16 protein-coding genes are annotated in these 18,897 nt (G+C 61.2%); 12 read left to right on the top strand and 4 right to left on the bottom strand.

What is annotated here, in order from left to right; all coding sequences use genetic code 11:
* Positions 1 to 28 precede the first annotated feature (28 nt).
* Positions 29 to 322 (top strand): group II intron maturase-specific domain-containing protein, encoded by a 294-nt coding sequence (locus AMM41_RS15305; protein ID WP_228769305.1) that lies wholly within the window; start codon positions 29 to 31, stop codon positions 320 to 322.
* A 374-nt stretch (positions 323 to 696) separates the two neighbouring features.
* Here the strand turns inward: AMM41_RS15305 and AMM41_RS15300 are convergent, their stop codons facing one another.
* Positions 697 to 1,851 carry a succinylglutamate desuccinylase/aspartoacylase family protein gene (locus AMM41_RS15300; RefSeq protein WP_089960756.1) on the bottom strand — a complete coding sequence of 385 codons (1,155 nt, stop codon included), beginning with the start codon at positions 1,849 to 1,851 and terminating at the stop codon, positions 697 to 699.
* 126 nt (positions 1,852 to 1,977) lie between these two features.
* On the opposite strand from AMM41_RS15300, the gene AMM41_RS15295 reads away from it, so the two are divergent.
* Genes AMM41_RS15295 through AMM41_RS15270 form a run of 6 tightly spaced genes read left to right on the top strand, consistent with a single transcriptional unit; the run spans position 1,978 to position 8,632 of the window.
* The gene (locus tag AMM41_RS15295; RefSeq protein ID WP_089960753.1) at positions 1,978 to 3,768 is read left to right on the top strand and encodes a peptide ABC transporter substrate-binding protein; all 1,791 of its coding nucleotides are present in this window, start codon (positions 1,978 to 1,980) and stop codon (positions 3,766 to 3,768) included.
* A 9-nt stretch (positions 3,769 to 3,777) separates the two neighbouring features.
* Positions 3,778 to 4,737: an ABC transporter permease gene (locus AMM41_RS15290; RefSeq protein ID WP_089960751.1), complete on the top strand. Its 960-nt coding sequence runs from the start codon at positions 3,778 to 3,780 to the stop codon at positions 4,735 to 4,737.
* On the top strand, positions 4,703 to 5,635 hold the full coding sequence (locus AMM41_RS15285) for an ABC transporter permease (RefSeq protein WP_089960747.1): 933 nt from the start codon (positions 4,703 to 4,705) through the stop codon (positions 5,633 to 5,635). The genes AMM41_RS15290 and AMM41_RS15285 overlap by 35 nt, the downstream gene beginning before the upstream one ends.
* Positions 5,636 to 5,647: 12 nt before the next feature.
* A complete protein-coding gene (locus tag AMM41_RS15280; protein ID WP_089960744.1) occupies positions 5,648 to 6,625 on the top strand; it encodes an ABC transporter ATP-binding protein in 978 nt (325 codons plus the stop codon).
* Positions 6,622 to 7,662 carry an ABC transporter ATP-binding protein gene (locus AMM41_RS15275; protein ID WP_089960740.1) on the top strand — a complete coding sequence of 347 codons (1,041 nt, stop codon included), beginning with the start codon at positions 6,622 to 6,624 and terminating at the stop codon, positions 7,660 to 7,662. The genes AMM41_RS15280 and AMM41_RS15275 overlap by 4 nt, the downstream gene beginning before the upstream one ends.
* A 4-nt stretch (positions 7,663 to 7,666) precedes the next feature.
* Positions 7,667 to 8,632, top strand: a complete 966-nt coding sequence (locus AMM41_RS15270; protein WP_228769304.1) for an isoaspartyl peptidase/L-asparaginase family protein — start codon at positions 7,667 to 7,669, stop codon at positions 8,630 to 8,632.
* Between the two features lie 518 nt (positions 8,633 to 9,150).
* Here AMM41_RS15270 and AMM41_RS15260 read toward each other — a convergent pair.
* On the bottom strand, positions 9,151 to 11,985 hold the full coding sequence (locus AMM41_RS15260; protein WP_089960734.1) for a class I SAM-dependent DNA methyltransferase: 2,835 nt from the start codon (positions 11,983 to 11,985) through the stop codon (positions 9,151 to 9,153).
* A 193-nt stretch (positions 11,986 to 12,178) separates the two neighbouring features.
* Here AMM41_RS15260 and AMM41_RS15255 point away from each other — a divergent pair, with 193 nt between their 5' ends.
* Together AMM41_RS15255 and AMM41_RS15250 are read left to right on the top strand one after the other, a co-directional pair.
* On the top strand, positions 12,179 to 12,445 hold the full coding sequence (locus tag AMM41_RS15255) for a FitA-like ribbon-helix-helix domain-containing protein (protein WP_089960730.1): 267 nt from the start codon (positions 12,179 to 12,181) through the stop codon (positions 12,443 to 12,445).
* A gap of 2 nt (positions 12,446 to 12,447) precedes the next feature.
* The gene (locus tag AMM41_RS15250; protein WP_228769303.1) at positions 12,448 to 12,861 is read left to right on the top strand and encodes a type II toxin-antitoxin system VapC family toxin; all 414 of its coding nucleotides are present in this window, start codon (positions 12,448 to 12,450) and stop codon (positions 12,859 to 12,861) included.
* Between the two features lie 81 nt (positions 12,862 to 12,942).
* Here AMM41_RS15250 and AMM41_RS15245 read toward each other — a convergent pair whose 3' ends face one another.
* Positions 12,943 to 13,878 (bottom strand): LysR family transcriptional regulator, encoded by a 936-nt coding sequence (locus tag AMM41_RS15245; protein WP_089960725.1) that lies wholly within the window; start codon positions 13,876 to 13,878, stop codon positions 12,943 to 12,945.
* A 107-nt stretch (positions 13,879 to 13,985) separates the two neighbouring features.
* Here AMM41_RS15245 and AMM41_RS15240 point away from each other — a divergent pair, with 107 nt between their 5' ends.
* The 3 genes from AMM41_RS15240 to AMM41_RS15230 all read left to right on the top strand — a co-directional run bounded on the left by AMM41_RS15240 (position 13,986) and on the right by AMM41_RS15230 (position 16,915).
* A complete protein-coding gene (locus AMM41_RS15240) occupies positions 13,986 to 15,146 on the top strand; it encodes an Acg family FMN-binding oxidoreductase (protein ID WP_089960721.1) in 1,161 nt (386 codons plus the stop codon).
* Between the two features lie 115 nt (positions 15,147 to 15,261).
* Entirely contained in the window at positions 15,262 to 16,479 is a 1,218-nt protein-coding gene (locus AMM41_RS15235; protein WP_089960784.1) for a CaiB/BaiF CoA transferase family protein, read from the top strand.
* Between the two features lie 40 nt (positions 16,480 to 16,519).
* Complete coding sequence (locus AMM41_RS15230; RefSeq protein WP_089960718.1) at positions 16,520 to 16,915, top strand: VOC family protein; 396 nt, start codon at positions 16,520 to 16,522, stop codon at positions 16,913 to 16,915.
* A gap of 817 nt (positions 16,916 to 17,732) precedes the next feature.
* Here the strand turns inward: AMM41_RS15230 and AMM41_RS15225 are convergent.
* A complete protein-coding gene (locus AMM41_RS15225) occupies positions 17,733 to 18,758 on the bottom strand; it encodes a Bug family tripartite tricarboxylate transporter substrate binding protein (RefSeq protein WP_089960714.1) in 1,026 nt (341 codons plus the stop codon).
* Positions 18,759 to 18,897: the final 139 nt, after the last annotated feature.

Genomic DNA, 18,897 nt, shown 5'->3' with positions numbered 1-18,897 from the left:
AGTTCAGACGTGTGCTCTTCCGATCTAGGTGCGAGAAAAGACCAAGCGCACGAGAGGCGAGAGTCTGCGCGTTGTCATTAAAGAGCTTGGCCCCATGCTCAAGGGATGGTTTGGCTACTTCAAGCACGCCTATAAAAGCACATTCCCCAGCATAGACGGATTCATCCGCAGGAGGTTGAGGGCGATGCTGCGCAAGCAGCAAAAGAGCCCGGGGATGGGGAAGAGCCAAGTTGATCACAAACGCTGGCCAAACGAGTACTTCGCGCAGTTGGGGCTGTTCACCATGACGCAGGCCCGAATGCAAGCGAGCCAATCCCGATGAGGAAACCACTGACTGGAGAGCCGTGTGCGGGAAAACTGCACGCACGGTTCGGAGGGAGGGGAGGCCTTGGCCTTTCCTACCCCTATCAAACTGCATCTCGCCAAGGGCAGGGCTCTTTTTCCCCTGTAGGAGCGACGCCCCCGTCGCAAAAGCCTCGCAGACCACCAAGAATCGCCCCGAGGGCGGGGCTCCTACAAACTGCATCTCGCCAAGGGCAGGGCTCTTTTTCCCCTGTAGGAGCGACGCCCTCGTCGCGAAAACCCTCGCAGACCACCAAGAATCGCCCCGAGGGCGGGGCTCCTACAAACTGCATCTCGCCAAGGGTGGGGCTCCTACGGCGGTGCTAGGTGGGGTGCTTCGTGAAAATGTTCAGATCAGTCGTCCAAGCCCGTGGCACCGATGCGGTGGGGCAGGGGTTTGGGGCCGCTGATGCGGTACATCACTTGGCCGGGCCAGGACAGGTAGCCGTCCAGACGCCGTGAAAACAGCACCCCATCGGTCTGGCTGGTGAAGGTGGTTCGGCCTTTGGGGCCGTGGGGGTTGGCCGGGTCGATCACATCACAAATGGCCTGGCCTTTTTTGACCTTGGCGCCTGGCTTGACGTGGAACACCAAAAAGCCGGTGCAGGTGCTGTAGCCCACGTCCATGCCGCTCATGGGGGCGGGTGCGGTTTTCAACTTTTTCAGCGGCGCAGCTTGGCCACCCACCACGCCTTGGCGCACCAGCCAGCGGTACAGGTTCTGCGCATCGGACTGGCCCAAGGCGTCGCTCACATCGTGCTGGCTGCGCATCTCCACCGTGACGGACATGCACGCTTGCGGGATGTTGGCCTTCGGAAACTGCTCGGCCAGACGTGCCCACAGCACGCTGTTGACGCCCGAAAACGTCAGGGCCTTGGGGTAGGGGTCGTTGTACATCGTGGCTTCCACGCCCAGGTCGGCCGCCAGTGAGCTCAACGTGCCCGTGGCCACATCGTTTTTAGCGCCAAACAGGTGCAGCGCAGCGTAAATGTCGCAATGCAAATCCAGCACAAAGTCGGCATCGCAGCTGAGTTTTTGCACTTCCACGCGCAGCGTGCCCAGCTCGTTCAGGGGCTTCAAGGCCTTGAGGCTGTCTTGGGCCGCTTTGCGGATGGTGCGCACGTTCGCCTCGGCATCAGCGCCCAGCTTCTTGCCCACGCGTTCGGCCACGGCATCGGTGAGGTCAATCCAGTTGCGGTTGAAGTTTTCGTAGCTCAGCAAGTTGTAGCGGCCCGCGTGTGAGTTGCCCACCAGCTGCGCTTGGCCAATCGGGTTGACCGTGGGCACCAAAATGATCTCACCTTGAATCAAGCCCTTCTTGTCGGCCTCGGCCAGCAAGGGCATGAGGTGGTGCATGGCCATGGTGCCGGGCATCTCGTTGGCATGGATGGCCGCTTGCATGTAGACCTTGGGCCGGGCACCGGCTTTGCCAAAGCGCAGCACCGGAATGCTGCGCTGGGTGCCGGGCGTCATGCTGGGCAAGGTGATGGAACTTTTGTGAATGGCCATGGTGTCTCCTTTGGGATTGTTGGGGGCTGTTTCTAAAGCATAACCCTAATGGTGTTTGTGTGATTTGGGGGTAACGTGTGCTACAGGCCTTGAGGCTTGTTTCATTTTTCAACACAGGAGACGACCATGGATGAAAACGGATTGCGCGGCTTGATTGAGCAGGTTCGAGAACAAGGCATCAGCCGCAAAGACTTCATTCGAAAAATGATCGGCTATGGCCTGACCGTGCCCATGGCCTCGCAGTTGCTCATGTCGTCGGGCATTGCCATGGCGCAAACCGCCTCCACTTACAAACCCACCAAACGCGGGGGTGGTGGCCCCTTGAAGGCACTGTGGTGGCAAGGTCCGACCTTGCTGAACCCGCACTTTGCTGTGGGCACCAAAGACCAAGAAGGCTCACGCATCTTTTACGAACCCCTGGCCGGCTGGGACAACGACGGCAACCTGGTGCCCTTTTTGGCGGCCGAAATTCCCAGCACCACCAACGGTGGTCTGTCACGCGACGGCAAATCGGTGACCTGGAAACTCAAACGCAATGTGCTCTGGCATGACGGCAAGCCGTTCACGGCCGACGATGTGGTGTTCACGGCCGCTTATGCCGCCGACCCGGCCACCTCGGCGGTGACGATTGGCTCTTACAAAGACATCAAGGTCACCAAAATTGACAGCCACACGGTGAAGGTGGAGTTTGCCAAGCCCACGCCTTATTGGGCTGACCCGCTGGTGGGCAACCTGGGCATGATCTTGCCCAAGCATTTGTTCGAAGCCTACAAAGGGGCCAAGTCGCGCGAAGCGCCCAACAACCTCAAGCCCGTGGGCACTGGTCCTTACAAGTTTGTGGACTTCAAGCCGGGTGACATGGTGCGTGGTGTCATCAACAACGAATACCACGAGGCCAACCGCCCTTACTTTGACAGCATCGAAATGAAGGGCGGGGGCGATGCCGTGTCGGCGGCGCGTGCTGTGTTGCAAACAGGCGAGTTTGATTACGCCTGGAACCTGCAAGTCGAAGACGAACTGCTGCTGCGCTTGGAGCAAGGCGGCAAGGGGCGCACCAACATTGTGCCGGGCGGCAACATCGAATTCATTCAGCTCAACATGACCGACCCGTGGACCGAGGTCGATGGCGAGCGGGCCAACAGCAAGACCAAGCATCCGATCCTGAGCGACATCGCGGTGCGCCAGGCGCTGAACATGCTGGTGGACCGCGATGGCGTGCAAAAGTTCATTTATGGTCGCACGGGTGTTGCGACGGCCAACTTTCTGAACAACCCGCAGCGCTTTGTCTCCAAGAACACCAAGTTCGAATTCAACATCGACAAAGCCAGCGCCTTGCTCGAAGGTGCTGGCTGGAAAAAAGGATCTGATGGCATTCGTGTCAAGGACGGCAAGCGCCTCAAACTGGTGTTCCAGACGTCCATCAACGGACCCCGCCAAAAGACCCAGCAAATCATCAAACAAGCGGCGCAAAAAGCCGGTGTGGACATGGAGCTCAAATCCGTGACCGGCTCGGTGTATTTCTCGTCGGACCCCGCCAACCCCGACACCTACACCAAGTTCTTCTGTGATGTGCAGATGTTCACCACCACCATGCCGCAGCCGGACCCTGAGAAATTCATGGACCAGTACTGCTCATGGGAGTTCGCCACCAAGGCCAACAAGTGGCAAGGTCGCAACAGCACGCGTTGGTCCAACCCTGAATACGACGCCACTTACACGGCTGCGCAAAGCGAGATGGACACCATCAAGCGTGCCGCCATGTTCATCAAGATGAACGAGCTGGCCGTGGCCGGGGTGTGCATCATCCCGGTGGTCTACCGCCCACGCACATCGGGCGCGGTGAACAACCTGGTGGCACCGCTGAGCGGGTGGGACAACGACTTCTGGCTGCTCAAGGATTGGTACCGCAACACCTGATCGACAGCCATGTTCAGTTACATCCTGCGGCGCATCCTGATCGCCGTGCCCAGCTTGCTGGGCATCAGCTTCGTGTTGTTTTCAGTGCTGGCACTGGCCCCCGGCGATCCATTTGGTGAGCTGGTCAACAACCCGAACATCCCCGCCGAAGTGGCCGCGTCCTTGCGTGCCAAGTTCGGTTTGGACGATCCGCTCATGGTGCGCTACTGGAATTGGCTGACGGCCATGATGCAGGGCAACTGGGGCTTTTCCTTCATCAGCCGGGTGGATGTGGAAACGCTGATCATGCAAAGGCTGCCCATCACCTTGTTGGTGATTGGCTCCTCGCAGATTCTGGCTTTGTGCATCGCCATTCCGGTGGGGGTTTATGCCGCATCCAAGCCGTATTCGGTGTTTGACCAAGTGGCCAGCACGCTGGCCTTCATTGGTTTTTCCTTGCCCACGTTCTTCACGGGCATCTTGCTGATCCTGTTTTTCAGCATCCACCTGGACTGGTTGCCTTTTGTGTACCGGGCCGACATTGCCGAAACAGGCTGGCGCTTTTACTGGGAACACCTCAAGCAGATGATCATGCCGGTCACGGTGCTGGGCCTGTTTCAGGCGGGTTCGTGGACGCGTTATGTGCGCTCGGCGGTGCTGGATGTGATTCGCCTGGACTATGTGACCACGGCCCGCTCCAAAGGCTTGGCCGAAAAAGTGGTCATCACCAAGCATGTGCTGCGCAATGCGCTCATCCCGGTGGTCACCCTGGTGGCCTTGCAAATGCCAGCCATTTTTGGCGGTGCCATTGTGACCGAGCAGATTTTCAGGGTGCCGGGCATTGGCTCTTTGATCATCAGCTCCATGCTGGCCAATGACACCCCGGTGATCATGGCCGTGACTTTTGTTTTTTCCGCGCTGGTGATTGCGTGCAACCTTTTGGCAGATATTGTGTATGGCTGGCTTGACCCCCGCATCTCCTTTGCCTGAGACGGCCCCCAAATCCAGGGCGCCGGTGTCGCCGGGGCGCGAGGCCTGGCGACGCTTCAAACGCCACCGCTTGGCGGTGATCTGCACCGTCATTTTGGCCTTCATTGTGCTGGCGGTCTTGCTGGGCCCATGGCTTTGGCGGGTGCCCATCAGCGACATTGATTTTTCGGCCCGCATGCAGCCGCCTTCGTGGGCGCACCCTTTGGGCACCGACGATTTGGGACAAGACTTGCTGGCCCGCATGTTGTACGGTGGGCGCATTTCGCTGGCCGTGGGGCTGGCCGCCATGCTGATTGCCATCACGGTGGGTGTGGTGGTGGGGGCGGTGGCGGGCATGTCCAAAGGCCCGGTCGATGTGTTCCTCATGTGGCTGACCGACTTGTTCTTGTCTTTGCCCCAACTGCCTTTGCTGCTGCTGATTTTTTACCTGTTCAATGACACGCTGAAGAAATGGGTGGGCACCGAGATGGGGGTGTTCATTTTGGTGGTGGCGGTCATTGGGGGCTTGCGCTGGATGCCGGTGGCCCGTCTGGTGCGTGCCCAGTTCTTATCGCTGCGCGAAAAAGAGTTTGTCGAGGCGGCTCGGGCTTTGGGGGCCAGCCCCTGGCGGCAGGTCACGGTGCACATCTTGCCCAATGCCATGGGGCCGGTGATTGTGGCGGCCACCATCGACGTGGCAGCGGCCATCATTGCCGAGTCCACCTTGTCGTTTTTGGGCCTGGGTTTTCCGCCCGACATCCCGACCTGGGGCCGCATTTTGTTTGACGCCAAGGACCACATGGACATTGCGCCGCACTGGGCCTTGTTTCCTGGCTTGTTGATTTTCATCACCGTGTTGGCCATCAACTACATCGGTGACGGTCTGCGCGATGCCTACGATCCGCGCCGCGTGCTTTAAAGAGGTTGACGGATGAGCCAAGCGTTGTTGAAAGTCCAGGACCTGCAGGTGCACTTTGACACCGATGACGGTGTTTTGCATGCCGTGGATGGCGTGAGTTTTCACATCGACCGCAGCGAGACGCTGGGTGTGGTGGGCGAATCCGGTTGCGGCAAAAGCGTCACGGCCATGACCATCATGAAGCTGCTGGCCATGCCACCGGGGCGCATTGCCCACGGTCAGATCTGGTTCGAAGGCCGTGACCTGGTGCAGGCCGATTCGGCGGCAATGCAAAAGATCCGCGCCCGCGAGATCGCCATGGTGTTCCAGGAGCCCATGACCTCGCTCAACCCGGTGCTCAGCGTGGGCGAACAAATCGGCGAGTCCTTGCGGCTGCACGAGGGCTTGACGGCCCAACAGGCCAAGGCCCGCGCCATCGAGATGCTGGGCCTGGTGAACATTCCCAAACCCGAGCAACGGGTTCATGACTACCCGCACCAGTTTTCGGGCGGCATGCGCCAGCGCGTGATGATTGCCATGGCTTTGTCGTGCAACCCCAAACTGCTGATTGCCGACGAGCCCACCACGGCGCTGGACGTGACGATTCAGGCGCAGATTCTGGATTTGCTCGATCGGCTCAAGTCGCAGATGGGCATGTCCATCTTGCTGATCACCCACGCCATGGGTGTGGTGGCCGAAACCTGCCAGCGGGTGGTGGTCATGTACGCGGGCCGTGTGGTCGAAGAAGCCTCGGTCGAAGACCTGTTTGGTTCGCCCGCCCACCCCTACACCCAGGGCCTGATCCGATCCATTCCCCGGCTGGACCTGGACAGTGCGCACAAGCAGCGCCTGCACGCCATTCCCGGCTCGGTGCCCAAGTTGATCCTTCCACCCCCCGGCTGCCGCTTTGCGCCCCGGTGCCCGCACGCCAACGCCCGTTGCGCGTCCGAGATGCCCGAGTTGCGCGAATTGACCCCCGGACACCGCGTGGCTTGCCACTTTGCGACATGACCCCAGACACTGCTTCCTTGTCCTCCGCTGAGCACTCATCCGGTGCGACCAGCCAAGCGCCCGACCAAGCTCCTGACCTCTTGCAGGTCAAGGGCCTGACCAAATACTTCCCGATCAAAGGGGGTCTGCTCAGCCGTGAAGTGGGCCGTGTGCACGCTGTGGATGGCGTGTCGCTCAGCATTGCGGCGGGGGAGACCCTGGGCATGGTGGGCGAGTCCGGTTGCGGCAAGTCGACCACCGGGCGCTGCATTTTGCGGCTGATCGAGCCCAGCGCGGGCGAAGTGCGCTTCAACGGGCAAGACGTCACCGCCATGAACCCGCAGGCGCTGCGCCAAGTGCGGCGCGACATGCAGATCATTTTTCAGGACCCGTTTGCCTCGCTCAATCCGCGCATGACGGTCGAGGCCATCATTGGCGAGGCGTTGACCATCCACAAGCTCACCAAGTCGGCCTCTGAATACCAGGCCCGTGTGGTGGATTTGCTGGAAACCGTGGGCCTGAACGCCGACCACATGCGGCGCTTTCCGCACGAGTTTTCTGGCGGGCAACGCCAGCGCATCGGCATTGCCCGCGCCTTGGCCGTGTCGCCCAAACTGATTGTGTGTGACGAGCCGGTGTCGGCCCTCGATGTGTCGATTCAGGCGCAGGTCATCAACCTGCTCGAAGACCTGCAGGCCAAAATGGGCCTGACCTATTTGTTCATCGCGCACGATTTGTCGGTGGTCGAACACATCAGCAACCGGGTGGCCGTGATGTACCTGGGCCGCGTGGTCGAGATCGCGCCCTCGCGCGATTTGTACACCCACCCCAAGCATCCCTACACCGAGGCCTTGCTCTCGGCCGTGCCCATTCCGGACCCCAAGGCCAAAAAGAAGCGCATTGTGCTCACCGGCGATGTGCCCAACCCCGTCAACCGGCCCACGGGCTGCCACTTTCACCCCCGCTGCCCCAAGGCCACCGAGCGCTGCAAGGTGGAAGAACCCGTGCTCAAAAACGTGGGCACGCAACACCAGGCGGCTTGCCATCTGAACGATTGATCGGATGACCATGCCAGCCCCGGTGACTTTGTTGGTGCATGGCGGTGCAGGCACCTTGACGCGTGCCAACCTGAGCCCGGCGCAAGAACTGGAATACCGCGAAGCCTTGGGTCAGGCCTTGAGGGCAGGGCAGTCACTGCTGCTGCGGGGGGCTTCGGCTGTTGATGCGGTGGTGGCAGCGGTGAGCGTGCTCGAAGACTGCCCCTTGTTCAACGCAGGCAAGGGCTCGGTCTTTACCCACGAGGGTCGCAACGAAATGGACGCCGCCGTCATGGACGGTGCCACGGGCCAAGCCGGTGCGGTGGCGGGTGTGGTGTCGGTGCGCAACCCGATTTTGGCGGCGCAGGCTGTCATGCAGCAAAGCGGCCATGTCCTGCTGATCGGCCAAGGGGCAGAAGCCTTTGCCCAGTCGCAAGGCTTGGCCATGCAAGGGCCTGAATACTTTCACACGGCGCACCGCTGGCAACAACTGCAAGCCGCTTTGGCGCACCAGCAGGTGATGCTGGACCACGACGGTCAGCACCCACAGGGCCAGCACGAACCGATTGACCGCAAATTTGGCACCGTGGGGGCCGTGGCGCTGGATGCGCACGGCCACCTGGCCGCTGCCACCTCGACGGGCGGCATGACCAACAAAATGTTTGGCCGCGTGGGCGATTCGCCCCTGATTGGCGCGGGCACTTATGCCTGCGACGCCACGGCGGCCGTGTCGGCCACCGGTGCGGGCGAATTTTTCATGCGCGGCGTGGTGGCGCACGACATCGCCGCCCGCATGGCCTACGGCGGCTTGAGCCTGGCCCAGGCCACCGAGGCCACGGTGCGCGAAAAACTCGACGCCACAGGCGGGCGCGGCGGGGTGATTGCGCTGGATCGGCATGGCCACTACCAGTTGGCCTTCAACACCGAGGGCATGTACCGGGGCGTGGTGCAAGGCGATGGCGCGCCGCAAATTTCGATTTATCGGGATTGAGCGGCCCCTCGATCTGACCTTTGTAGGAGCGGCGCCCCCGCCGCGATACCCCCCCGCAGACCACCCCTTTCTTTGTAGGAGCGGCGCCCCCGCCGCGATAGCCCCCCGCAGACCACCCCTTTCTTTGTAGGAGCGGCGCCCCCGCCGCGATAGCGCCCCGCAGACCACCCCTTTCTTTGTAGGAGCGGCGCCCTCGCCGCGATGGTCATTCAAAGCTCGCCGGTTCGACCGTGTGCTTGTCCCGTGGCAAGTCCAGTTCGATGCCGCCCAGTTGTTGGCCAATCGCCACCAAAGCTGAGCCCAAGCCGATTTTTGGGGCCACGGCATTTTCCAAAATCAGGCTAATTTCGGCCTCGGTGCTTCGGCCACGCTGGGCAGCGCGCAGCTTAAGGGCTCGGTGTGTCGCCTAGGGCAAGTTTCTGACAGTGACAGATGCCATGGCCTGTGCTCCTCAAAATGGGCCTGAATGATGTCAATCCATGGATTCGCGTCCCATTGAGCGACACCTTTCCATGGACTTAGCGTGCTTTGCTGCTTGTCGTTTTGCGTGGCTTTTTGGCAGGGCTGGCCGTCTCGGCGGGCTCCAGCATGGGGGCCAGGGCCAGTTTTTCGTAAAGCTTGAACAAATAGGCGACGCGGTGGGTGTCGTCGTTGCTTTCTTCGTAGCCATAGGCATCGTCCACGGCTTCGTCCACCGCGTCGTGCGCGGCTTGCAGGCTTTTGTTTTTGCGCAAGTTGTCGGGGTCGTACAGCCAAGCCAGGCTTTTCTCGGGGTTCTGGGCGCGGGCGTCCAGCACGGCTTGGGCAGCGGCTTCGATGTCGGCTTGCTGGGCCGCGTTGGGCGTGGGCCAGGGGTAGTTGTTGTAGACGATGGTGTTGGAGTAACGGTAATCGCTTTTGATACGACCGCAGACAGCACGGGTCCAAGCGTTGTGCATCGTTGAGTTCAACATGCCGAAGTGGTAAAGGGTAGCCTCGGGAATGAGCGAGTTGGCGTTGCTGCAGATGACGTCACTGTCAAAGAAACCCACCGGGATGAAGGAACGGTTTTCTGAGGAGTGCAAGGGCACCAACAGGTAGTTGCCCGCAGGTTGGCGAACTTCGCCAAACAAATGCGGCACGGCGGCCAGTTTTTGAGTGGGAACTTTGGGGCTGGCCAGGCGCATGGCTTTTACGCCCGCGATGCGTCTTTGCAATTCGGGCGATGCGGCCAAATCGGCGTTGGTCATGTGCGCCAGCCACAGGCAAAAGCGCGGCGTGTTGTTGATAAATTCTTCCGCGCCCAAGAAGGGCCGGATATAGCGCGCCGCAATCGGGTCGGTGCTGCGGATGGCTTGTTCGTCATCGGCGCTCAGCAGCAGGTGGCCGCCGTCGGTGGGTTGGCTTCCTTTGTTCATGGGCGACACCTTGCACAGTGGTTCGCGCCGATTGGACAGAAAAATGGCAGGCGCATCCACCAAATACGCATTGATCCGCCGCGTCTTTTGCAATTGCCCGTCACCGCCAATTTTCTGCCCGTAGTCCCACAAATCACACTTTTTGGGCTTGTCCAGACCAAAGCCCACGATCACGCAGTGGACCGCCGCCACGCCCGAGCCTTCGTTGCTCCACTTGAATGTGCGGTGCGCAAAGTGGATGTGCAGGCCTTGGTCAAACAGCGGTTGCCACAGCACCGAGACCTGTTCGCCTTGGGTGATGCTGTTGGTGGACACAAAAGCGGCTTTGATCTGCGGGTTGGCCTTGATTTGCTCAAAGGCTTTGACATACCAGGCGGTCACATAGTCCAGCACGCCGGTGCCTTGGGCTTTGCCAAAGATCAGGGCCATGTCGGCTTTTTGCTCGGCGCTTTGCTGGGTGTAGCCCAAAAACGGTGGATTGCCCACGATGAAGCTGACCTTGGGGGCCGCAATGACGGCGTTCCAGTCGACTCGCAAAGCATTGCCTTGGTGAATGTTGGCTTTGCTGGCCAGCGGGATGCGTTTGTAACCGTTGGCCCAGCGTTGGTTCATTTGGTGGTCGGTCAGCCACATGGCCACGGTGGCAATCTCGGCGGCGGTGGGGTCGATCTCGATGCCGTGAAACTGGTGTACGTTGCACAGGGGCATGGTTTGCTGTGCGCCGGGGGTGTTGTTCAGCTCCAGCAGGGTTTGCTGCTCCAGCCAGCGCAGTTCGCGGTAGGTGACCACCAAAAAGTTGCCACAACCGCAGGCGGGGTCAAAAAAGTGCAGGCTGGCCAGTTTGGTGACAAAGTTCTTGAGTTTTTTGGCGTCGCCCTTGCACAGCGCCAACTCGGCTTGCAGGGCCTCCAAAAACAGCGGATCGATGGCGCGCCGGATGTTGCGCTCGCTGGTGTAGTGGGCTCCAAAGTCACGGCGCTTTTTGGTTTTGCCTTGGGCCTCTTCGTCGTCCCAATGCATGATGTGCTGGAACAAAGTGCCAAAAATGTCAGGGCTGATCTCGGACCAGTCGATGGCGCAGCAGCCCAGCAGGGCCTGGCGCGAGGCGGCGTCAAAGTCCGGGTCTTCGATGCGCTTGGTAAAAAGGGCACCGTTCACATAAGGAAAGTCCAGCAGGTAAGCGTATTGCCCGTCCGTGCGTTGTGTGCTGGCACCGTCCTTGGCCGAAGTGTGGGGGTTGGTGTCCAGTCGCCGAAAAATGCGTTGCAGTTTGCCGCCCAAATCGTCGCCTGCGCTGTTGCTGTTTTGCACGGCCAGCTTGAAAGCGTCTTCTTTGTTGAACAGCGCGGTGTCGTCGGCAAACAGGCAAAACAACAAACGCACCAACAGGGTTTGCAGGTCTTGGCCCCGGTAGCCGGTTTGCTTGATGGCGTCGTGCAGATTGCCCAGCCGGCTGGCTGCTTCGATGCTGGCGGCGGCTTGGCGGTCTTGGTAGATGCGCTCGTAGCCGAGCAAAAAGTCCAAATCATTGACGTGGCTTTTGAAGTCGGCCAGCTTGAATTGGATGGGCGCTTGCTCGCCAGTTTCGTCGTACAGGTGCAGGTTTTGAAAGTCGCTGACCAGGATGTAGCGCGGCTGGTCTTCTTTGTTTTTGAGCTTGGGGATGTAGCCCTTGGCCTGTTCATAGGCTTCGGCCAGGTCTTTGCCCTTGGATTTCATCTCCACCAGCAGCAGGCCCGGGAAAAAGCCGTCGATGCGCAAATTGCCGATTCCGCTGTCTTTGGCCACCCGCCGTTCAAAGTCCACCGAGCGCAGGTAGTTCAGCCCATACACGCCGCACAACTCACGCACAAAGTTTTGCCCTTGGCCCATTTCGTAACTGGCGTCGGCAAACTCTTTGCTGAAGGCTTCGGCTCGGTCGTTGAGCAGGTCCTGCTGTTCTTGAGGATGAATCATTTGAATCTAGCGCTCTCGTGAAAATGAATAAGGGGGTATTCATTCGATTCTAGAGGTCAGATTTATTATTTAGTTTTCAAATTTTTAAAAAGAAGACTCTTTGATGCTGCATTTGACTTGGCGATGGATGTGTCTGCCTTGACAAAAATGCTTTCATTGCTAGCATTGCTGTCAAACCCAAAGGAGGAGCCCCATGTCAACCTTGACCATCCGCAACATCGAGACCGAGATCAAGGACAAACTGCGTTTGGCCGCAGCGGCCAACGGCCGGTCCATGGAGGAAGAGGTGCGAACCATCTTGCGCAGCGTGTTGTCGCAGCCCGCTGCGGCCAAGGGTTTGGGCAGTCGGCTGCACGCCCGGTTTGCGGCAATAGGCGGTGCGGACTTGCCACCGCCAGAACGCAGCGAGCCTGCCCGTGCGGCGGACTTTGGCAACGAGGCTTCAGGGTTCGGCCTGTGATCGTGCTGGACACGAATGTGGTCTCGGAGCTGATGCGGCCCGTACCCAACCCGGCGGTGCTGGCTTGGGTGGATGCGCAGTCGGACCGGGATTTGTGGCTGTGCAGCGTGGTGGTGTCTGAGCTGCTCTACGGACTGGCCCGTTTGCCATCTGGAACTCGCCGGTTGCAGTTGACGCAGGCCTTTGAGGCCATGCTGGCCGAAGACTTTGCTGGCCGTGTGTTGGCCTTTGATTTACCCGCAGCGGTGGTTTATGCCGATTTGGTGGCGGCGCGGGAGCAATTGAGTCAGCCATTGGCGATGGCCGACGCGCAAATTGCGGCCACCTGCTTGGCGCACGGTGCGCGATTGGCGACGCGCAACACAAGGCATTTCGAGGGTTTGGGCTTGGTTTGGTTGAACCCCTGGCAGGCCTGAGGCGGTTTCAACCTGAGGCATTCCTGCTCGAACTGATCAAACTTCACAGGATTGGATCCATACCGATCTGGCCCGAGTCAATCAGAGAGGGCCACTCTCATTCAGGCGGGTTGGGTTGGCTGGCTGTTTTTGCAGCGCCTGCCCCACCTCATCCGCCAAAAAGTCATACACAGCCCGGATGCGGGCGCTGGTGCGCAGTTCGCGGTGCACCGTGAGCCAAACAGGTAGCGTTGGCAGGGTGAGCATGGGCAGGACGGCCGTGATGGCGGCGTCGCTTTGCATCTGGTGCTCGCTCATGAAGCCGATGCCCAGCCCGGCCCGCACGGCGGCCCATTGCACATTCATATCGTCGGTGCGCAGCCCAAAATGCAGTGCGCTGGCCGGGTAGCCCATGGCTTGAAAGCCTTGCTGGATTTCGGTGTTCGTGTCGCCCGCGATCAGGTCGTGTTCGGCCAAATTTTCGGGCACTTGCGGGGTGCCCCGGCGTTGCAAGTAGTCCTTGCTGGCACAGGCGCGCAGCCGCACTTGGCCAATTTGCCGCGCCACCAAGCTGCCTTGTTCTGGCCGCACCATGCGCAAGGCGATGTCGGCTTCGCGCAGCAGCAAGTTGCTGACCGAGTTGCTCACCACCAACTCCACCGTGACCTGAGGCAGGGTTTGACGCATGCGCGCCAGGATGGGCGGCAGCAGATGAAAAGCCACTGGCTGGCTGGCCGACAGGCGCACGCTGCCTTGCACCGATTGCCCAGCCCCCGAGGCCAGCCGAGAAAAATCGGCTGCGCCCGCGTGCATGGCGCGTGCCGCTTCGGCCAGTGCCAAGGCATGGCCGGTGGCTTGCAGGCCGCGCCCGGTGCGCTCAAACAGCAGCAGGTTCAGCTGGCTTTCCAGCTCGGCGATGTGCCGCCCCAAGGTCGGCTGGCTCACGCCCGTGGCGCGCGCTGCGCCCATGAGGCTGCCGTGTTCCAGGGCGGCCAAAAAGGACTGGATCAGGGCCCAGTTGAAGTTGGATTTATTCATTTGTGAATGGCTGGTGCTTGAATTTATGCAATTGTGCAATAGCCACCGTCTCCAGACAATCGTCCTCAACCCTCACAAACCCTTGACGAACCCTCTGGAGAAACACCATGAACAGACGACAAATTTTGCGCATTGCAGGCGGCGGCTTCATCGCCGCAGCCACCGTGACCAGCTTGACCGCTTGCGACAGCAGCATGCCCGCCGAAGCCATCGCGGCCTGGCAGCCTCCGGCCGATAACCTCGACATCCGCCGCTGGGTGTTGTCACACGCTTTGTTGGCCCCACACGCGCACAACCTGCAGTCGTGGCTGGTGGACTTGGACACGCCCGATACCATCGTGCTGCGAATGGACATGAAGCGCTTGTTGCCCGAGACCGATCCGCTGTCGCGCCAACTGGTCATCAGCCAAGGCACCTTCATCGAGGTGCTGGACCTGGCCGCCCGCCAGCGCGGCTACCGCACCGAGGTCACGCCTTTCCCCGAAGGCGAGTTCAGCGCCACGGCCCCCGACGCCCGGCCGACCGCCCGCATCCGCCTGGTGCGCGATGCGCAGGTGCGGCCCGACCCGCTGTTTGCGCAAGTCTTCAAGCGCCACACGCACAAGGGCGTGTACGAAGCGCGCACGCCCGATGCCGCGGCTTTGCAGGTTGTGCGCGACAGCGTCAAAGGGTTGCCTGTCACATTGGGCCTTGTTACACGGGGAGAAGATGCGGCCATGGCTCGCCATGCGCAAATCGCCATGGACGCCTGGCGCACCGAGCTGGTCACGCCGCGTACGCTGCTGGAGTCTTACCATGTGCTGCGCATTGGCCCCCAAGAAATCGCCCAGCACCGCGACGGCATATCGCTGAACTCGCCCATGGTGCGCGCCCTGAATGCCTTGGGCTTGTTTGACCGCACCCAAGCCTCAGCGCCGGACAGCTCGGAAATCAAAGGCCAGCTGGAGCGCTTCAATGCCGCCATCGCCAGCACCCCGGCTTATTTTTGGCTGAGCACCGCGCGCAACGACCGCATCACCCAGCTGCAAACCGGGCGTGCCTATGTGCGGGCCCAATTGGCCGCCACGGCGCAGGGCTTGTCCATGCACCCCTTGTCGCAGGCCTTGCAGGAATACCCTGAGCAGGCGGCGCACTATCAGGCCGTACACCAGCTGTTGGGCGCGGCCGAACGCGGGCACACGGTGCAGATGTGGACCCGCCTGGGTCACGGCCCCGCGATTGGCCCGGCACCGCGCCGAGGGCTGGAAGCGCATGTTCGCAAGGCGTGATGAGGCTGTCGTGGCGGTGGTCTTTATCAGGCCGTGTCATGGGTGGTGTTGAGGGTTCGTGGCAACTGTTCATTTCGATCAAGTCATGCCGGGCGCATTGCCTACACTGGAGGCCATGAACGCAGACAAAGCTTTTTCCCCCGCCACCGGCCCTTTGGCCGGTCTCAAGGTCCTCGAATTGGGCCAGTTGATCGCCGGCCCTTTTGCCGCCAAAACCCTGGGCGATTTCGGGGCCGATGTGGTCAAGATCGAGCCCCCCGGCGCGGGCGACCCCTTACGCCAATGGCGCTTGATGAAAGACGGCACCTCGGTCTGGTGGCAGGTGCAGTCGCGCAACAAACAGTCTTTGGCGCTGGACCTCAAGCAGCCCGCCGCGCAGGACATCGTGCGCCAGCTGGCCGCCGAGAGCGATGTGCTGATCGAAAACTTCCGTCCCGGCGCGATGGAAGGCTGGGGCTTGGGGCCTGACGATTTGCTGGCGCTCAACCCGCGCTTGATCATGCTGCGGGTGAGCGGCTACGGCCAGACCGGCCCTTACCGCGACCGCCCGGGTTTTGGCGTGGTGGGCGAGGCCATGGGCGGCATTCGGCACCTGACGGCCGAGCCCGGCCGTGTGCCGGTGCGTGTGGGCATCAGCCTGGGCGACACGCTGGCGGCTTTGCACGGCGTGATTGGCATTTTGCTGGCCTTGCACGAGCGCCAGACTTCTGGCAAAGGGCAGGTGATTGATGTGGCTTTGTACGAGGCCATGTTCAACTGCATGGAAAGCCTGCTGCCCGAGTACAGCGCTTTTGGTGCGGTGCGTGGCCCAGCGGGCAGCGCTTTGCCGGGCATTGCGCCGAGCAACGCCTACCTGTGCAAGGACGGCGGCTACGCCCTGATCGCGGGCAATGGCGACAGCATCTTCAAGCGCCTGATGGCCGAGATTGGCCGGGACGACCTGGCGCAAGACGCGGCCCTGAAAGACAACACCGGCCGTGTGGCCCGCGTGGCCGAAATCGACGGCGTGATTGGCCAGTGGACGGCCCAGCACACGGTGGACGAGGTGCTGGCCGCACTGGACCGTGCCAGTGTGCCGGCCGGGCGCATCTACACCGTGGCCGACATTGCCCACGACCCGCACTACCAGGCGCGTGAAATGCTGCAAACCGTGCGCATGCCAGACGGCAGCGATTTGATGGTGCCCGGCATCGTGCCCAAGCTCTCGCGCACGCCCGGCGGGCACCGGCGCAACGCGCCCGGCATCGGTCAGGACAGCGACGCGGTGCTCAGTAGCATGGGCCTGAGTGCCGCACAAATTCAGGCGCTGCGCGAGCAGGGCATCGTGGCCTGAGCGCTGTTGCAGACGCCGAATACACAGAGGAGTTTTTTCAATGATCGACCACCTGGACCATCTGGTGCTGACCACCTGCGACGAGGCCGCTTGCATCGACTTTTACACCCGCGTGCTGGGCATGCAGCTCGAAACTTTTGTGGGTGGCACGCCCCCGGTTCAGCGCCAGGCCTTCAAGTTTGGCCACCAGAAAATCAACCTGCATGTGCGCGGCCGGGAGTTTGAGCCCAAAGCCCATTTGCCGGTGCCAGGTGCCTTGGACCTGTGTTTCATCGCCAGCGTGCCGTTGGATGAGGTCATGGCCCGTGTGACCGAGGCCAATTGGCCCATCGTGGAAGGCCCGGTCATGCGCACCGGTGCCACCCAAAAGATCCGCTCCATTTACCTCAGAGACCCCGACCTGAACCTGATCGAGATCTCTGAGTTGGTTGATTGATCCGGCCCTGTGACGTTTGAAGTGCAAGGCTTGCCTTGGGGGTGGTCATCAGCGATGGGGGCATTGTGGGAGCCCCGCCCTCGGGGCGATTCTTGGTGGCCTGCGGGGCTTTATCGCGACGAGGGCGTCGCTCCTACAAAAAGGCGTTCACGCCGAGGGCGTCGCTCCCACAAAAAAGCGTTCATGCAAACTTCATCGGGCCGGATCAATCCCGGCCATGTGACGTTTGAAGTGCAAGGCTTGCCTTGGGGACCGTGATCAGCGATGGGCGCATTGTGGGAGCCCCGCCCTCGGGGCGATTCTTGGTGGCCTGCGGGGCTTTATCGCGACGAGGGCGTCGCTCCCACAAAAAAGCGTTCATGCAAACTTCATCGGGCCGGGTCAATCCCGGCCCTGTGACGTTTGAAGTGCAAGGCTTGCCTTGGGGACAGCGATCAGCGATGGGGGCTTTGTGGGAGCCCCGCCCTCGGGGCGATTCTTGGTGGTCTGCGGGGCTTTATCGCGACGAGGGCGTCGCTCCTACAAAAAGGCGTTCACGCCGAGGGCGTCGCTCCCACAAAAAAGCGTTCATGCAAACTTCATCGGGCCGGGTCAATCCCGGCCCTGTGACGTTTGAAGTGCAAGGCTTGCCTTGGGGACAGCGATCAGCGATGGGGGCTTTGTGGGAGCCCCGCCCTCGGGGCGATTCTTGGTGGTCTGCGGGGCTTTATCGCGACGAGGGCGTCGCTCCTACAAAAAAGCGTTCAGGCAAACTTCATTGGGCCGGATCAAGCATTGGGCTCAGCGAGGGGTTGCTGAGCCTTTGAAGCATGCTGCATCACTGCGCCTTGGCGCCCGAGTCCTTCACCACTTTGGCCCACTTGGTGATTTCGCTGGCCTGGTAGCGGGCCAACTCAGCAGGGCTGGAGAGCACGGGGTCGAGGCCCAGGGTTTTCAGGCGCTCTTGCACTTCAGGCAGTTTGAACACGCGCAGTACCTCGGCGTTGAGCTTGTCGATCACGGGGCGGGGGACGTTGGCCGGGGCAAACATGGCAAACCAGGTGGTGGCTTCAAAGCCGGGCACCGATTCGGCCACGGTGGGCACATCGGGCGCGGCCGGTGAGCGGGTGGCGGTGGTTTGTGCCAAAGCCCGGATCTTGCCCTCTTTGGCCATGGGCAGGGCCGAGGGCATGTTGTCAAACATGACCTGGATGCTGCCGCCGATCAGGTCGGGGATGGCAAATTGACGCCCCTTGTAGGGCACATGCTCCATGGTGGTGCCGGTGAGGGACTTGAACAGTTCGCCCGAGACGTGCACCGAGGTGCCGATGCCCGGGGAGCCAAACGAGAGCTTGTTGGGGTTGGCCTTCATGTAGGCGATCAGCTCGGGCACGTTTTTGACGGGCAGGGCGTTGTTCACCACCAGCAGGTTGGGGGCCGAGGCGATCAGCGAGATGGGGCTGAAGTCCTTGACCATGTCGTACGGCATTTTTTCGTACAAAGCCCCGTTGATGGAATGCGTGCCCACGGTGCCCATGACGAGGGTGTGGCCGTCGCCGGGCGACTTGGCCACGTTGTCCGCGCCGATGTTGCCGCCTGCACCGGGGCGGTTGTCCACCACCACCGGAAATCCCAGCTGCGCTTTTTCGCTGAAGAGCCGCGCCAGGATGTCGGGCGCACCGCCCGAGGGAAAGGTCACCACCAGACGCAACGGTTTGGTGGGAAAGGCTTGGGCCACAGCGCTGGTGGCACTGAAGGCCCCCAAGCTCAGCAGCAAGAGGCTGAGACCAAGCTGCCGTTTGAGCGGTGAGGCCAGTTGGGTGAGGGTCGGGGTGTTGCGTGAACGGAAGTGTTTGATGGGCATGGTGGGTCTCCTTGGGAGTTTTCACTTTAGGACGCGTGGCCCGTGCTGTGCAGGGTGAAAACCCTTTGGACCAGGCCCCAGGCTGTCATCTGCGTGACGCGCCAAGCGGGTGCAAGCGCCCGTGCGCCTGGCCCGTTTT

It is taken from the genome of Limnohabitans sp. 2KL-3, from assembly GCF_001269405.1.
GTDB lineage: Bacteria > Pseudomonadota > Gammaproteobacteria > Burkholderiales > Burkholderiaceae_C > Limnohabitans_A.
This window is presented reverse-complemented; position numbering and strand designations above follow the sequence as displayed.

Excerpts from the sequence above, each read along its gene's own strand:
- AMM41_RS15270 (WP_228769304.1), top strand. The coding sequence starts at position 7,667 with ATGACCATGCCAGCCCCGGTGACTTTGTTGGTGCATGGCGGTGCAGGC.
- AMM41_RS15280 (WP_089960744.1), top strand. The coding sequence starts at position 5,648 with ATGAGCCAAGCGTTGTTGAAAGTCCAGGACCTGCAGGTGCACTTTGAC.
- AMM41_RS15295 (WP_089960753.1), top strand. The coding sequence starts at position 1,978 with ATGGATGAAAACGGATTGCGCGGCTTGATTGAGCAGGTTCGAGAACAA.
- AMM41_RS15285 (WP_089960747.1), top strand. The coding sequence starts at position 4,703 with ATGGCTGGCTTGACCCCCGCATCTCCTTTGCCTGAGACGGCCCCCAAA.
- AMM41_RS15275 (WP_089960740.1), top strand. The coding sequence starts at position 6,622 with ATGACCCCAGACACTGCTTCCTTGTCCTCCGCTGAGCACTCATCCGGT.
- AMM41_RS15225 (WP_089960714.1), bottom strand. The coding sequence starts at position 18,758 with ATGCCCATCAAACACTTCCGTTCACGCAACACCCCGACCCTCACCCAA.
- AMM41_RS15235 (WP_089960784.1), top strand. The coding sequence starts at position 15,262 with ATGAACGCAGACAAAGCTTTTTCCCCCGCCACCGGCCCTTTGGCCGGT.
- AMM41_RS15300 (WP_089960756.1), bottom strand. The coding sequence starts at position 1,851 with ATGGCCATTCACAAAAGTTCCATCACCTTGCCCAGCATGACGCCCGGC.
- AMM41_RS15245 (WP_089960725.1), bottom strand. The coding sequence starts at position 13,878 with ATGAATAAATCCAACTTCAACTGGGCCCTGATCCAGTCCTTTTTGGCC.
- AMM41_RS15240 (WP_089960721.1), top strand. The coding sequence starts at position 13,986 with ATGAACAGACGACAAATTTTGCGCATTGCAGGCGGCGGCTTCATCGCC.
- AMM41_RS15230 (WP_089960718.1), top strand. The coding sequence starts at position 16,520 with ATGATCGACCACCTGGACCATCTGGTGCTGACCACCTGCGACGAGGCC.
- AMM41_RS15290 (WP_089960751.1), top strand. The coding sequence starts at position 3,778 with ATGTTCAGTTACATCCTGCGGCGCATCCTGATCGCCGTGCCCAGCTTG.
- AMM41_RS15260 (WP_089960734.1), bottom strand. The coding sequence starts at position 11,985 with ATGATTCATCCTCAAGAACAGCAGGACCTGCTCAACGACCGAGCCGAA.
- AMM41_RS15255 (WP_089960730.1), top strand. The coding sequence starts at position 12,179 with ATGTCAACCTTGACCATCCGCAACATCGAGACCGAGATCAAGGACAAA.